10 protein-coding genes are annotated in these 15,435 nt (G+C 73.5%); 5 read left to right on the top strand and 5 right to left on the bottom strand.

Annotation, left to right across the window (positions count from 1 at the left end):
• Positions 1-150 precede the first annotated feature (150 nt).
• Positions 151-2,538, top strand: coding sequence for a protein kinase domain-containing protein (locus WMF42_RS34450; protein WP_437687204.1), 2,388 nt, complete (start codon positions 151-153; stop codon positions 2,536-2,538).
• Between the two features lie 24 nt (positions 2,539-2,562).
• On the opposite strand, the gene WMF42_RS34445 is transcribed toward WMF42_RS34450, so the two are convergent.
• The gene (locus WMF42_RS34445; protein WP_437687202.1) at positions 2,563-3,732 is read right to left on the bottom strand and encodes an FIST C-terminal domain-containing protein; all 1,170 of its coding nucleotides are present in this window, start codon (positions 3,730-3,732) and stop codon (positions 2,563-2,565) included.
• 132 nt (positions 3,733-3,864) lie between these two features.
• Here WMF42_RS34445 and WMF42_RS34440 point away from each other — a divergent pair, with 132 nt between their 5' ends.
• Both WMF42_RS34440 and WMF42_RS34435 read left to right on the top strand, forming a co-directional pair.
• Positions 3,865-4,620 (top strand): PP2C family protein-serine/threonine phosphatase, encoded by a 756-nt coding sequence (locus WMF42_RS34440; RefSeq protein WP_061607275.1) that lies wholly within the window; start codon positions 3,865-3,867, stop codon positions 4,618-4,620.
• Positions 4,621-4,653: 33 nt separating this feature from the next.
• Entirely contained in the window at positions 4,654-4,917 is a 264-nt protein-coding gene (locus WMF42_RS34435; protein ID WP_061607276.1) for a hypothetical protein, read from the top strand.
• An 84-nt stretch (positions 4,918-5,001) separates the two neighbouring features.
• Here WMF42_RS34435 and WMF42_RS34430 read toward each other — a convergent pair whose 3' ends face one another.
• From WMF42_RS34430 to WMF42_RS34420, 3 genes are all read right to left on the bottom strand, one after another.
• A complete protein-coding gene (locus WMF42_RS34430) occupies positions 5,002-7,059 on the bottom strand; it encodes a PrkA family serine protein kinase (RefSeq protein ID WP_061607278.1) in 2,058 nt (685 codons plus the stop codon).
• Positions 7,060-7,412: 353 nt separating this feature from the next.
• A complete protein-coding gene (locus WMF42_RS34425; RefSeq protein WP_437687199.1) occupies positions 7,413-8,615 on the bottom strand; it encodes a YcbK family protein in 1,203 nt (400 codons plus the stop codon).
• A 181-nt stretch (positions 8,616-8,796) separates the two neighbouring features.
• The gene (locus WMF42_RS34420; RefSeq protein WP_437687197.1) at positions 8,797-9,786 is read right to left on the bottom strand and encodes an L-threonylcarbamoyladenylate synthase; all 990 of its coding nucleotides are present in this window, start codon (positions 9,784-9,786) and stop codon (positions 8,797-8,799) included.
• Between the two features lie 706 nt (positions 9,787-10,492).
• On the opposite strand from WMF42_RS34420, the gene WMF42_RS34415 reads away from it, so the two are divergent.
• Entirely contained in the window at positions 10,493-11,242 is a 750-nt protein-coding gene (locus WMF42_RS34415; RefSeq protein ID WP_437687195.1) for a hypothetical protein, read from the top strand.
• 475 nt (positions 11,243-11,717) lie between these two features.
• A complete protein-coding gene (locus WMF42_RS34410; RefSeq protein ID WP_437687193.1) occupies positions 11,718-12,542 on the top strand; it encodes a hypothetical protein in 825 nt (274 codons plus the stop codon).
• Between the two features lie 55 nt (positions 12,543-12,597).
• Here WMF42_RS34410 and WMF42_RS34405 read toward each other — a convergent pair whose 3' ends face one another.
• Entirely contained in the window at positions 12,598-15,360 is a 2,763-nt protein-coding gene (locus WMF42_RS34405) for a hypothetical protein (RefSeq protein ID WP_437687191.1), read from the bottom strand.
• Positions 15,361-15,435 lie beyond the last annotated feature (75 nt).

The raw sequence follows: 15,435 nt of genomic DNA, 5'->3' as shown, positions 1-15,435 counted from the left end.
TCCACCGCGATGGCGCTCGACGCCTCTGCCATGGGCGGCGGAGACTAGCACCTCCGCGCCGGACCTCCCGCGACGACGGGTGCTCGCCCCGCCGATCCTGCGCTAGCCTCTCGGGGTAGTTGAGGGGCAACGGTCGCCCGGGATTCCCCTATGCCGCAGAGCTTCAAGGACGACACGCTTCAAGACCTCTCGTTCTCGGCGAGCGGCACCCGCGCGGTGTCCGAGCCCAGGGACGCGGCGGCGACCGGCCCGCGGCAGGTCCTCGCCGGCCGGTACGAGCTCCTCGGGCTGGTCGGCATCGGCGGCATGGGGAGCGTGTACCGCGCGCGCGACCTGGAGCTCGAGGAGGTCGTCGCGGTCAAGGTGCTGCGCCGCGAGCTCAGCGGCGCCCCCGAGGTGATCGAGCGGTTCCGGCGCGAGGTGCGGCTCGCGCGCAAGGTGACGCACCCGAACGTCGCGCGGGTCTTCGACATCGGCGAGCACGAAGGCGACCGGTTCCTGACGATGGAGTTCGTCGACGGCGAGGCGCTCGCCGGGCTCCTCGCGCGCGAGCGGCGGCTCGGCGTGAGCCGCGCCATCGACATCGTGGAGAGCGTCTGCGCGGGGCTCGGGGCCGCGCACCGGGCCGGCGTCATCCACCGCGATCTCAAGCCGGACAACGTGCTGCTCGGGCGCGACGGGCGCGTGATCCTGACCGACTTCGGGATCGCGCGCGCGCTCGCGCTCGAAGGCGAGGCGGGCAAGACGCTGGGCGCCGTCCTCGGGACGCCGGCCTACATGGCGCCCGAGCAGGTGCAGGGCGCGGCCGACGTCGACGCGCGCGCCGACCTCTACGCGCTCGGGGCGATGCTCTACGAGATGCTCACAGGCGAGCGCGCGTGGCAGGGCGACGCGCCGCTCGCGGTCGCCGCCGCGCGGCTCATCGCCGACGCCCCCGACCCGCGGCACCGGCGCGCCGACCTGCCCGACGCGCTCGTGCGCGTCGTGCTCCGCTGCATGGCGCGCGAGCGGAGCGACAGGTACGCGTCGGTCGAGATGGTCGCGCAGGAGCTCGCCTCGCTCACGCGCCCGGCCACCGTCGTCTCCCCGGCGATCACGCCGCCGAACGAGCGGCTGCCGATCTCGGGGTCGATCTCCGGGACGGGCGACGCCGGCAAGAGCGTCGCGGTCCTCCCGTTCACGAACCAGGGCTCCCCCGCCGACGCATACCTGGCCGAGGAGCTGACCGACGATCTCATCGACACGCTCTCGATGACCCCGGGCCTGCGGGTGCGGCCGCGCGTCGCGATGGCGCGGTGGCAGGGGAGCGATCCCGATCCGCGCGAGATCGGGCGCGAGCTCGGGGTGCAGGTGGTCGTCGGCGGCTCGGTGCGGCGGCGCGACGGCACGGTGCGGATCAGCGCGCGGCTGCTCTGCGTGACCGACGGGTTCCAGCTCTGGGCGAAGCGCTTCGACCGCCCCGAGGCCGAGGTGCTGCGGATCAACGACGAGGTGGCCGAGGCGGTCGCGGAGGCGCTGACCCTCGCCGGATCGGCCCCGAGCCGCGCGGCGCCGAGCGATCCGATCGCGCTCGACCTGTTCCTGCGCGGCCGCCACGAGTACCGGCGGTTCTGGCCGGAGCACCAGGAGCGCGCGATCGCGCTCTTCGAGCAGGCGCTCGCGCGCGAGCCCGACGACCCGATGATCCTGTCGTCCTACGCGCTCGCGCGCTCGCGCTTCTGGTTCTTCACGGACCAGGGCGGCGACCTCGCCATCCAGGCGGCGGCGCGGGCCGCCGCCGCGGCGCCCGGGCTCCCGGACGCGCGGCTCGCGATGGCCTCGGTGAAGTTCCAGCGCCTCGATGTGGTCGGCGCGATGCGGGAGCTCAGGGCCGCGCTCGCGACGCGCTCCGGGCACGCCGAGGCCGAGGGCCTCATCGGCACCATCCTGCTCGAGTGCGACGCCTTCGAGGAGGGGGTGCGGCGCGCGCGGTCAGCGCTCGCGCGCGACCCGGACGTGGCGCTCGCGGCGTACGCGCTGGCGCGCGCGTACGCGCTCCTCGGCAGGTGGCCGGAGGCCGACGACGTGATCAGGGTGCTCCCGCCGACGGGCAGCGGCTCGGGCCGCGCCGTCCTCCACATCCGCCGCGCGCTCTGGCAGCGGGACCCGAGGGTGGTCGAGGAGCTCGCGAAGAGGCGCGTGAGCGAGGCGTTCCCGGGCATCTCCCCGCCGTTCGCGCAGATCGCCGCCGAGGTCCTCGACGGCCGGCTCATCGACATCCAGGTCGCGCCGCCGGGCGCGGGCGCGCCGCCGGTCGCGGCGCTGCGCCGCACGTCGTTCCTGTGGCAGGTCCAGGCCGAGTTCGCCGCCTTCCTCGGCAACACGGAGCTCGCGCTGGCCGCGCTCGAGCGCTCGCTGGCCGACGGCCTCTTCGATCTGAGCTGGCTCGATCGCTGCCCCGTCCTCGATCCCCTGCGCGGCGACCCCCGCTTCAGGGCCATCCTGGCCGAGGTGGAGCGGCGCGCCGCCGCCGTCGTCGCGGTGTACCACGAGCGCTGACGCCCCCGGTGGCGCGCCGGGCCGTCAGCTCGGCGCGCGGAAGAGCGCGAGCACGCCGGTGTAGAGGGCGAGCTTGATCTCGCCCGGCGCCCAGGGGGCGATCTCGAAGCTCGAGTGCATGCCGGCGATCGGCAGGTCGGCGAAGCGCTGGCGCAGGATGCGCGACTCCACGTCGGGCACGCCGTACAGCCCCTGGCCGCGCCCGGCGCAGCTCAGGTAGAGCGCGAAGCGGGGGGCCGACCCGAGCGCGCTCCGGGACACCTGCCGCGCGATCCCGTCGAGCCCGGCGCGGCCGGCGGCGGCGTCGCGCACGGCGAAGGCGAGGCGCACGCCGGGCCGCGCGTCGTCGAGCAGGAGCCCGCGCCGCGACGGATCGATCCCGCGGATCGGCCGCAGCGCGTAGCGTACGGGGGGCGCGGAATGTGCGCGACCGAGCGCCGCCGGATCGGCCTCGTCGCCGCGCGGCGGATCGGCCAGCGCGGCGAGGACGAGCGGCTGCGCGCTGGCCTGCTCGCCGAGCGTCGCGGTCGCGGCGGAGAGCAGGTCGAGCGCCGAGCGCCCGCCGGCGCGCAGCACGACGCCGCCGCTCACCTCCTCGACGGGGTGGAAGGCGGAGAGCAGCCTGGCGGCGGGCGAGGCGTCGACGATCGGCGGGGCGAACCCGGTGATCGCGAGGCCCGTCACGGCGCCCTCGATCAGCTCGCCCTGCGGCGTCACGCCGAGGGCGGCGCCGGACGCCGTCCCGGCGCCGAACAGGCACGCGCCCGGCGCGCAGGAGCCAAGCCCATCGAGCATCCCGGGCGCGAGCGCCCCGGGGCGGGCGAACAGGATGGCCGTCGCGGCGCGGTGGCCGATGGTGCGGGCGAGCGTCTCGCGCAGGAGGCGGCCCGGGTCCTCGGCGCGCTCGGGCAGCGCGAACGGCGTGACCCGCCCGCCGGCCCAGAGCACGCCGCTCGCGCCGGTGTCCCCCTCGATCTCGCCGCGCTCGCTGAGCACGCCCGCGGCCGGCACGACGCAGGCGGGGATGCCGCGCCAGGTGCTCCGGACGAGCTCGGCGACGCTCGAGGCGCGCTGGGCGAGCTGGCCGGAGACGAAGACCACGCCGCCCGAGGCCGACGGGACGGCGCTGCGCAGGTCGGCCAGGTGGTGGACAAGGCCATCCGGCCCACAGGTCGCGGAGAAGCTTCGTGCCATGGCTGGCCTGCCCATCCTAACCGAGCCGTCGCCCACTCGACAGGCCCCGTTGAAGGAGTTTATCGTGCGACAGTCGCGCCGACGACTCGGGGCTCTCCCCACGGGCGGCGATCGAAGGACCGGGCAAGCTCGATGAGGATCCAATCATTTGGGCGCACCGACGTCGGGCGCCACCGGCGCGCCAATGAGGATGCTTTCTTCCGGGACGACGAGCTCCGCCTCTACATCGTCGCGGACGGCATGGGCGGACACGCCGCCGGCGAGGTGGCGAGCGCCGAGGCGGTCGAGACGATCTACGGCATGGTGAAGCGGGGCCTGCCCGCCATCGGCGACCCCGACGAGCCGCTGACGCAGCCCAAGGCGCGCGCGGTGCTGCGCATCCTCGAGGGCGCGATCCAGGCGGCGACGTACATGGTCTTCGCCATCGCCGAGCTCGACCGCGACAAGAGCGGCATGGGCACGACCATCAGCGCGGCGCTCGTCGTCGGCGGCGCGCTCGTGACCGGCCAGGTGGGCGACAGCCGCATCTACCAGGTCCGCAACGGGACCGCGGTGCAGATGACCGAGGATCACACGCTCATCGCCTGGCAGATCAAGAATGGGCTCATCTCGCCGGACGAGGCGAAGAGCTCGCCTCACCGCAACGTGATCACGCGCGCGGTCGGCAACAGGGACTATGTCGAGGTAGACACCTCGATCGTCGCGGTGGAGGAGGGCGATCGATACCTGCTCTGCTCCGACGGGCTGCACGGGTACCTGCACGCCGAGGAGGAGATCGCGAGCATCGCCTCGAAGGGCGGCGACACGGCGGTCGACCTCTTCATCGAGCTCGCGAATCGCCGCGGGGGACGGGACAACATCACCGCGGTGCTGGTCGAGGTGGGCTGACGCGGCCGCGCCGAAGTCGGCTAGGCTGCGCGCATGGCGTTGAAGGACAAACTGGTATCCGAGGGGATGAAGCTCGCCGCGAACCCGAACGTGGCGAAGCTGATGCAGGACGAGCGCTTCATGCGGCTGTTCATGACGGCGATGAGCGTGCCGGGCCGGGTCTCCTCGTTCACGGCGGAGCAGAAGGAGACGTTCGCCAAGGCGATGGGCCTGGCGACCGCCGAGGAGGTCCGCGACCTCAAGCGGACGGTGGCCTCGCTGGAGCGCGAGATCGCGCGGCTCAGGCGGGAAGGCTGACGCGGGGGTGAGCGGCGGGCGCGGCGCGAGGCCGCGCCGCGCTCTGACGAACGGGCGCGGCGCGAGGCCGCGCCCTGGGGCCGGCTACTTCGTGTCGCCGCGCGCGTAGATGCTGGCGACGTAGTCGAGCACGTCGCGCGCCGAGACCTCGTTGTACCCGAAGTACTTGATCATCCGGGTCTTGATGATGTCAATCTTCTCCTGCGTCTCCTTGTCGATGACGCTCGACACGAGGGTCTGGAGCTTGATCGCGTCCTTCTGGTCCTCGAACAGCTTCAGCTCGAGGGCGCGGCGGAGCCGGTCGTTCGTGTGCCACTCGAACTTCTTGCCGTCGACCGCGAGCGCGCCGATGTAGTTCATGATCTCGCGGCGGAAGTCGTCCTTGCGGTTCTCGGGGATGTCGATCTTCTCCTCGATCGAGCGCATGAGCCGCTCGTCCGGCTCGATGTCCTCGCGGGTGAAGCGGTCCTTCACCTTCTCCTTCAGGGTGTAGGCCTTGATGGAGTCGATGTAGTTCGCGGCGAGCTTCTGGATCGCGTCCTCGTCGGCGCTGATCGCCCGCTGGACCTCGTTCTTGACGATGTCCTCGTACTCGCGCTTCACCATGCCGATGCACTCGGTGAACCGCTTGCGCTGCTCCTCGTTCGTGATGAGCGAGTGGTGGCGGAGGCCCTTCTCGAGCTCGCTCATGACCATGAAGGGGTTGATCGTCCCCTCGCCGAGGTCGTTGACGAGCGCGTTCGAGATCTTGTCCTGCACGTAGCGGGGGCTGATGCCCTCCATGCCCTCGCGCGACGCCTCCTTGCGGAGCTCCTTCACGGTGTCCTGCGTGTAGCCGGGCAGGACCTTGCCGTCGTAGAGCTTCATCTTCTGGACGAGCGAGAGGTTGTGCTTCTTCGGGTCCTCGAGCCGGGTGAGCGCGGCCCACATCGCGGCGACCTCGAGCGTGTGCGGGGCGATGTGCTTGCCGCGGATCTTCTCCTTGTTGAAGTCCTTCTCGTAGATCCGGATCTCCTCCGACACCTTCGTGATGTACGGGATGTCGATCTTGATCGTGCGGTCGCGGAGCGCCTCCATGAACTCGTTGTTCAGGAGCTTCTTGTACTCGGCCTCGTTCGTGTGGCCGATGATCACCTCGTCGACGTCCGTCTGGGCGAACTTCTTCGGCTTGATCTTGTGCTCCTGCGACGCGCCGAGCAGGTCGTAGAGGAAGGCGACGTCGAGCTTCAGGACCTCGATGAACTCGACGATGCCGCGGTTCGCGATGTTGAACTCGCCGTCGAAGTTGAAGGCGCGCGGGTCCGAGTCCGAGCCGTACTCGGCGATCTTGCGGTAGTTGATGTCGCCGGTGAGCTCGGTCGAGTCCTGGTTCTTCTCGTCCTTCGGCTGGAAGGTGCCGATGCCGACGCGGTCCTTCTCGCTGAGCACGAGGCGGCGCACGCGCACGTGCTGCATCACCTTCGACCAGTCGCCGCCGTACTTGTCCATGAGGCGGTTGAAGATGAAGCGGCACGCCGGGTCGAGGTCGCCCTCGGTGCGGACCTGGAACTGCGGGCTCGACAGGCCGAGCTCGCGGAACGCGCGGTCGCGCCAGGACGGCGGGATGAGGCGCAGCGGCTCCTCGTGCATCGGGCACTTGAAGCGGGCGCTCTCCGTCCCGGCCATGCCGACGTCGTCGAGGTTGACCCAGTCGAACGTGTAGAGCGCGCCGTCGGGCGTGGTCGAGTAGTGCTCGATGCCCTTCTTGAGGAGCCGGGCGATCGTCGACTTCGACGAGCCGACCGGGCCGTGCAGCAGGATGACGCGCTTCTCCGGCCCGAACCCCTCCGAGGCCGCCCGGAGCACATGGACAAGCCGCATCAGCGGGATGTCGAGCCCGTACACGGCGTCGGCGCCGCCGTGCATCTCGTCCTTGAAGAAGTTGTACCGGATGAGCTTCTTCTTGTTGTCCGTGTACTCCTCGATGCCGTAGCGGATGATCATGTCATACGCCCGCTGGAACGCGTTGCGCGTCACCTGCGGGTTCTGGCGAACGACCTGGAGGTACTCTTCGAACGAGCCCTCCCACGCGAGATCGCGGTAGAGCGCGAAGTCCTGCATCGCCGCGATCTTTTCAACCATCCCTGTCCGCATCTCGCCCATTTCGCACCTTTTTCTCCGGGTCGATCGCGGGGCGGCCATGGCCGCCGGAGGTGCGCGAGCAGCGCTCGGCTCGCCGAGCTCCGCCCTCGTCTTGCGCCGCGCGCCCAGGGGGAAGCCAAGCTTAACACCGATCCCAGAACTGCAAGCTCGCGGCGCCCTGGAGCGTCCTCCATCCGGAACGGCACCGCGCCCCGCCGCGCCGCGCGCGCCCTGTCCCCGCAGGGGCGCGGTGCGGCGCGCTCCGTCGCGCAGGGGGCGCGGTGCGGCGCGCTCCGTCGCGCAGGGGCGCGTCGCAGCGTGCCTGGTGACCGCGAGCTACGACGAGGTGCGAGGGCGCCTGCGGGCAGGCGACGTCAGCGCGGGGCGTGTACGCCGGAGGACGCCCCGCGCGTCCCCGACGAGGGCGCTCCGCTCTCGACGACGCCGGGCCAGGAGTCGACGTATTCCGACGGCTCGCCGGGCCTGGAGATGTCGATCCAGAAGACCTTCCCGGCGCCGGGGCGGCGCACGTCGACGTGAACGAACTTGCTGTTCGGGTAGAACCCGCAGCCGACGTCGTCGAGCGTGCGACAGAACTGGAACAGCGCCGCGTTGGGCACCCCCCTGACGAGGACGTCCATGGCGCGCCCCTCGGCGTGCTGGCTGTGGTGGCCGCCCGAGCCCTTGCCGCGCGCCGCCGGCCCGTCGCCGGGCGGGCGCGGCCTGTACCCGCTGAAGATGTGGATCCCGCGGCGCGGGAAGGCGTCGGCGATCTGCTGGAGGAGCCAGAGCAGGCGCGGGTGGACGAGGCGGACCTGGGGCACCCACTCGTGCGCCCGCTGCCATGTGTCGGCGTCCGGCTCGTCGGGGAGCACCTCGCCCGGGTCCGGCGCGTCGGGCGGGCGGGCCATGATCGACAGGCGATCGAGCGCGCCGGGCGCGACGGAGCCGTCGCAGCGCACCAGCTCGAAGGCGTCGTGCTGGCCGCCGTACCGGGCGAAGTGGACCGGCCCGCGGCGGCAGCGCCAGTCGGGCGGCAGCTTCTTCGGCGGGTCCCAGATCAGGTCGAAGCCGTTCGACGAGAGGCTCGGCCCCGTTGTCGCGAGGAGCGGCGGGCTGGCGATCGGATCGAGCTGGCGGAGCCACGCCGGCGTGGCCGGATCGAGGTGGAGCGGGGCGGGCGGCTCGAACGGCGAGAACGGCGAGAAGGGGGCGTACGCGTTCGCGAAGACAGAGGTCCCGGGGACGGCGCCGGCGAGCCCGCGCTCGCCGAGCATGTCCCCGGCGTCCGGCCGCGCGCCGCCCCAGGCGAGCTGCCACCACGGCTGCTGCTGCCACTTGCCGTAGGCGCTGCTCATGTAGAGCCGGAGGGGACCGGGGCGCTCCACGGCGGCGTTGCGGAAGGCGCGGAGGAGCGGCAGCTCCGGCGCGACCGTCTCGTCCAGGTTGAAGGTCGCGCGCCTCGGCGGCTCGTCGAGCAGGCTCGCGTCGGCGCCCGGCGGGGCGACGACGAGCGCGGCGGCGAGGCCGAGGGCGGCGGCGAGGCTCTGGAGGGCGGCGCGGAACGGTGCCGGCATGGGATCGACGGGGCGGACGAACCGGACGGGGGGAAGGTGGCTCACCCGGCGGGCGGGCGACCCTGGTTTGCCACAAACCGCCCGCGCGGGGGATGAAAACACACCTCGGACCTGGCCGGGCCCCCTTTGCGGCGCCCGTCGCGGCGCTCCTCAGGCGGGCGCCGACGCGCGCGCCAGCCGTTCAGGCGGGCGCCGACGCGCGCGCCAGCCGGTCGCGCACGGCGTCCCAGGCCGGATCCTCGGGGACGGCGGCGATGACGATCACGTCGCAGCCGGCGTCCTCGAGGCGGTGCAGCGCGGCGTAGAGCGCCGCCGCGTAGCCGGCGGGATCTGCGGGGAGGAGCTCGGCGTGCGGCCCGGGCGCGGTGCGGCTGCCGCGCTCGACGGCGCCGGCGCGCGACCCGGCCTGCGCGGCGCGCGCGACCTCGTCGCGGACGGCGGCCGCGGGGACCAGCGCGACGCGCGCGCGCGGGGCGTAGTGGCGCGCGTGCGTCCCCGGGGACGGCGCGCGCTCGCCCGGGGCGGTGATCAGGCCGGCGGAGGTCTGGAGCGGCACGAGGGCGGCGATCGCCTCGGCCGCCACGTGCCCCGGGCGAAGCAGCCGCGCGGGCGAGCGCGAGACGTCGACGATCGTCGACTCGATGCCCACGGCTGTCGGCCCGCCGTCGACGATCGCGTCGATGCGCCCGCCGAGGCTCTTCTCGACGTGCTCGGCGGCGGTCGGCGAGATCGCGGTGGAGCGGTTGGCGCTCGGGGCGGCGATCGGCAGGCCGACGGCGTCGAGCAGGGCGCGCGCGACCGGGTGCACGGGCACGCGGATCGCCACGGTGGGTCCGCCGGCGGTCACCTCGTCGGCGACGCGGTCGGGGCGGCGCGCGACGATCAGCGTGAGGGGCCCTGGCCACATCGCCTGGGCGAGCCGCTCGGCGTCGTCGGGCCAGCTCGCCGCGAGCGCGCGGGCGGAGGCGACGTCGGGGACGTGGACGATCAGCGGGTTGCCGGGCGGCCTTCCCTTGGCCTCGAAGATGCCGCGCGCCGCGCGCCCGTCGTCCGCGCGCGCGCCGAGCCCGTACACCGTCTCGGTGGGGAAGGCGACGAGCCCTCCGCGCCGGAGGATCTCGGCAGCCCGTGCGATGGAGGCCGCGTCCGCGGCGAGCCGCTCGGTTTGCATGCGCCGCCGTCCATGTTGCCCGGGCGCGCGGGAGGCAAACGAAAACCGACGCGGGGGGCGGCGGGGCGAGCTCGCCGCGGGGGGCGCGGAGCATGCGGGGGGGGGGGCGCGGAGCATGCGCCGGCGAGCAGGGGGTGTCGCCGTGGTCGAGCGGAACCGTCGCGGCGCAGCGGGTCGCTGGGGCGAGGACCGTTTGCGGACTCGCTGGCTGACGAACCCCAGCGCGGCGGAGATCCCGGACGCGCCAGCGCACGCGCGGGACGGTTGAAGATGGACTTGCGACCGAGTCGCCGGCTTTCCGCATTGACGTTCACGCAAGAGCCCATGAGGATGCAGGGCGTCCATCGATGTCGGACACTGCTACCTCCGGCGTGACGGCGAGAACGGTGCCGGCGGCATCATCGTCGCCGCGACATGGCGGATTGTTCTGAGGTCCCAATGGCTATTCACGTCACTACAAATGAGGACATTCGGAGAGCGGTCCGGCGCGGGCTTCGCCTTCCCGTGCGCCTCATGCGCGATAACGTGCTGGAGGGGCCGTGTGCGTCCGATCCCGAAGACCATCGTGAGCAGCGGTGCGATTATTGGAGCCTTCGCGGTCGAGAACGTGCACGTTTTTGTTCGTCGTTCGATGATGTTATCAGCGCGGTGAAATCGCGTCGGACGAATCGTCCTGTGGACGTCCGGGTTGTGGAGGGATAGGCTGATGCTGTGGGCGCTCTGCGCGTGGAGGCTCCGCTATCGGCCCGAGCACCCGGACCTCGACATTGTCGTCCTGGGAGATGCGCCGGAGGACGGGTTTAGCCGTGGATTCATCCGCGTGAAGCCGGCCGACGCGCGCCGCGGTCTGGACGACGCGCGCGCTCTATCTCGGACGCGCGTCCAGCACATGGCGCGCTCATGGCGAAAGCTATCCGGTCGGTCTCCGATCCTGTCCACCGAGGGGAGGCGCGCAGATCGTGCGCGGAAGGAGCTCGTAGAGCTGGGCACCCACCAAGCCGCATTCTTTCCTCGCATGGACGGTAACGCGCTCACCCTGTCTTGGGTTGACCAGCTCTTGTTCGCGTGTCTAGGCAAAGACTGGCTGACGCCCGCTGACGTATTCATGCACCGTTCATCGGCTGGCGAAGAGCTGCGTAATGGTTGGGGAGCACGCATCGGCGATTTCTTTATCGCCATGCGGCTGCGCCAGTGGGCCGAGCACCGTGGGGCGGAGGCCGCGCTGGAGAGTGTGCCCTACAGGACGGACAGACCACCTATGCTGGAAGCTCGCTATAGGCTGACGGCTGTCGGCGATGAAATAAAGCGACACGGTCTTGCTGAAATCGCTCAAGGGCCGCCGCTGCCGATGTGGGGGGTCACGGCGTACGACCCGGCGGCCCCCTGGGTCGTCGTGGAGGGCCCTTCGGGGGCGCGCCTGCAGCGGCTCGGAGCGCGCCCCAACGTGCAAATGTAGCGATCTCGATCCTCGAGGCGCGGGCCGTGGCAGGCACTGCGCCCTCCGCGGCGGAGATCGCGGCTGCCCGTGCGCTGCTCGCTCGATGGGCGGGGCGACGCCGCCGAGCGGTCTCCACCTCCCCGGCCCGTCCCTGCGACGCCCCCCGCGGGGTCTCGACCCAACGCGGAGGCTCTCCAGGAGCCGGCAGAGAGGTCGCGACCTCTCGATTTGTATGAAAAGATCCATTTCTTTTGATCGGGACCTCGTCGCGGCCTGAAAAGATCCCCCGCGATCGGTCGCGACCTCGCCTTGGGCTCGTGACGAGCGTCGGCGTTGATCGCGACCTCCGGAACAGCATCTTTTCGACGGGCCGGGTTGGTCTCGAGCCGTCGCAAACCGGCGGGCCGCTTGACGGGCTCTGACGCGTCGCCGTCTCCTGGCCGGACACGCTGTACCCCGGTCAAGGAGGTCTATTGCGATGTTGAAACACCTGATGATCGAAGAGATGGTCGCGCTGGTGTCCCCGTGGGTCGAGAACGCGCAACGGAAGCGGCTGTTCCTCTCGATCCCCGAGATCGCCGGCCTGCACCCGAAGGTCGTCGCGGCCCATGAGTCCGTGCTCGCTGTGCGCCCGAGCAAGGCAGGGTCGTCGGCCGCGATGAGCGCCTTGAACGACGAGCTCGGGCGCGTCGACGAGCGCCACGATCACCTCGCCAGGGCCGTTTGCTGGGGCATCGACGCGCACCGCGCGCATTGCCTCGGCGCGGATCCTCCGGAAAGGGAGCGCGCCGCGGCCTGCGACAAGGTGCAGCCGAAGCTGTTCCCGAGCGGCCTCAACATCATCAAGGCGTCGCCGACCGCGGAGGCGGGCAATACAGCGCGCGTCGCCCGGCTCCTCGACGAGGAGCCGTCGATAGGCGAGCTCCTGAAGGGGATCCCGGCGCCCGGGAAGACGACGCTGCTCCACACGACGCAGCGGTGGATCAAGACGGGCAAGGAGCTCGAGGCGATCGAGCACCGGCGGGACGAGCTCGCCGCCAAGGAGAAGACGGCGCCGGTGACGAAGGCGACGGTCGCGGCGGCGCGCAGCCAGTGGTTCCGGGTCGTGTCCGCGGTGCTCTCCAACCTGGAGCTCTCCGACGCGCCCGCCGAGGCGATCGAGACGATCCGCGGGCCCGTGCTCAAGGCCTCGGAGCGGGCGGGAAAGCGGTATGGCGGGGCGCCCGCGGCCGAGGGGCCGAGCGTGGGGGAGCCGGGGCAGCCGGCGGTCGGTGAAGAAGAGGAGGCGGGCGCGGCGGACGGCGAGATCGTGAGCTGAGCCGACCCCCGGTAACTCTCGCTGTTCGGGCCGGGCGCCAAGGAGCCCGCGGCGCTCACGGCGCTGCGGCGCGGCCGAGGGAACGGCCGTCGCCGTCAGCGTCGATCCAGAGCGGCGCCGTCATCGCGAACGGGAGGATCTCGTGCGGCTCGCCGGCGAGCACAGGCTCGAGGGGGCGGTGCCCCCGGACGATCGCGACAACGAAGGTGTCCTCGGCGAGGAAGAGCGCCCGGGGCGCGCTCTTCCCGGGGCGGCGCTCGCCGGCAGCGTCAACGTGGTTCGGCTTCCGGCCGCCTCCGAGGATGACGGGGATCGCGATCTCGTCCACGAGCGCCCCCGCGGGGGTGGTGCGCGCGCCTTCCAGGGGGATCGGCGCGCCATGCGCGACGCCGCCGACGAGCACGTGGAGCTCGCTCGCGTCGACCCACGGGGCGCGCTCGACCCGGATCGAGAGCGACAGCTCCTCGCGGCGGGCGCCGCGCCGCGCGGAGGCGACGCCGCCCTGGCGCGCCTCGCCGAGGCGCATCGTCACGAACGGGCCGTTCGTGATCACCACGTCGCGCCGCCGCCGCAGGCCCGCGACGAGGTCGGCCACGTCGAGGCGGCCCGGATCGTCGCCGGCCACGCCGACGTACGTGCGCGGGTAGCCCGGCTCCGCGCCGAGGAGCCCGTGCGTGTCGCTGGTCGCCGTCGGCGTGACCGGGCGCGACGCGCGGAGCAGCCCCCAGAGCTCCTCGAGGGCGCTGTCGCGCGCGGCGATCTCGCGCCCGGTCCAGACCTCGAGGGCGTCGGCGCCCGCGCCGTCCCCGACGAGCGCGGCGAGGTCCGGACCCTGCCCGGACGCGCCGCGCGGCGCCTCGAGCGCGTGCAGGGGCGAGCCGCCGCCGCTCGCGCGGCTCACCTGGAGGACCCGCTCGCCCGGCAACGCGCGCACCTCGCCGAGGAGCGCTTCCGCCGTCTGGTCGCCCCACCGCAGGGCGCCCCCGGCCGGCGCGGCCGCGTCGAGCGGGAACACGCTGACGCTCCCGAGCCCCGCGCCGCCGCGGGCGCTCGTGAGCTCGTCGCCCGGGATCAGCCGCAGCCGCCCCTCCAGCTTGAGCTCGGCCACGGCCGGCGCGAGGTCCGCGACGAGGTGGTGCTCGCTCGCCACCGCGCACTCGACGCCCTCCACCGCGTTCGAGGCGACCCGAGCGGCCGCGGACACGCCCGCGTCGGCGCTCCGCGCTGTGTGCTGCCGGAGGTCGCAGGCGACGTACCCCGACGTGTCGACAACCCGCGCGATCGCGAGCTCGATCCGCGCCTCGCCGCCCTCGACGATGTCGACCGCCGCCTCGGCGATCGAGAACTCCGGCCCGCGCGAGGCGACGACCCGGAGCTGCCCCGGGGGCAGCGGGATCTCGAGGTCGCCGGACAGCGTGAACAGCGGCGGGGCCGCCGCCCTGCCGGTCCTGGCGTCGAAGAGGCTGATCTTCGCCGGCGTGGGCCGCCCGGGGAGCGCCGTGCCCGCGGCGGGCGCCGGCCCGACGCGCTCGCGCACCGACAGCGCGAGCCGGCCGGCGCCGGAGAGCGCGAGCCGCGCCGGGGCGACCTCGCCGGCCCGGATCCTCACGCGAGCGCTCCCGAGCGCGCGGCGGCCGCTCCCCTCGAAGCCGACCTCGTAGAGCCCCGGCGGCGCCTCGGCGCCGAGCGGTCCGCCGCCGGCGGTCGCCCGCAGCCACAGGTCGATCGCCCCGGCCGCCGGCGCGGCGCCGCCCTCGGCGACCGGCGTCAGCGTCACCTTGCCGGCGAGCGACGGGAGCGGCGCGCCGCGGGCGTCCACGAGCTCGAGCGCGACGCCGCCGGGCGCGCCGCCGCCGAGGAAGAAGAGCTCCGTCGCGACGGCGAGCGGATCGCCGCGCGGCGCGACAGCGAGGATCCGCTGGTACTCGACCCGACCGCCGGGCGGCAGCGCGGCGGGCCGGGCGAACGTCGCGTCGCTGAAGCCGGCGCCGCTGCGCGCGCGGAGCGGCGCGCCGTCCGCCGCGGCGAGCGCGTACGCGACGCCCGTCCCCACGCCGGCCACGTAGGGCGCCTCGCGCTCGCCGCGCGACGCTGGCGCGCTGGCCAGCGCGATCGGCGCCGCCGCGCCCCAGTGGACGACGTCGCCGAGGTCGAGCCCCTCGATCGGCGCGCTGCCGTCGTTCCGGATCGACGTCGCGATCACGAGCGCCCGATCGCGCGGCCCGAGCGTGTAGCGGGTCGTGACCGAGAGCGCGCCGCCCGCGCCGCCGCGCCCGCGCACCTCGATCCAGGCGGCGCCGCCCTCGCCGGCGCCCGTCGCGAGCTCGCTGTAGACAGCCTGCCGCGCCGGGGCGCCGAGCCGCGCGACGATCTGCCCGAGCTCGTCGCGCCGCGCCCGCGCGTCCGCCGCGTCGATGACGTGGCCGCCGCTCTCGGCGAGCCCCGCCCCGGGGCCGAGCTGCTCGACGACGACGGCGATCTCGTCGTTCTCGAGCACGTGGTCGCCGGGCCGCCCCGCCGCGAGCGGCCCGGAGAGCGCGTCCGCGGGCCCCGCGATCCGCCGGACGCGCGCGGGCCGCGCCGCGCCCTCGGCCCTCGGGCAGAGCGCGCCCTGCTCCGCGCCGCCGTGCCCCCACCGGCACAGCATACCGAGGCGCTCGGCCGCGCCGGACGACACGACGACGCTGCCGTTCTGCGCGGGCGGCGCGCACGTCGCGCAGGCGAGCGCCAGCGCGGCGAGGCCGGCGCGGCTCGAGGGGCGACGCGCGCGCGCCGGGACGGCGGTGGGACGGGGCGGCCTCTCGGGCGGGCGGATCATCGGTGCTGTTCCGATGCGCGAGCGCCGCGCGGCTTGGGTCCGGAGCGCGCGGGCGCGGGGAGGCGCAGGCGGCGC

The sequence above is a fragment of the Sorangium sp. So ce176 genome, assembly GCF_051519835.1.
GTDB lineage: Bacteria > Myxococcota_A > Polyangia > Polyangiales > Polyangiaceae > Sorangium > Sorangium cellulosum_G.
This window is presented reverse-complemented; position numbering and strand designations above follow the sequence as displayed.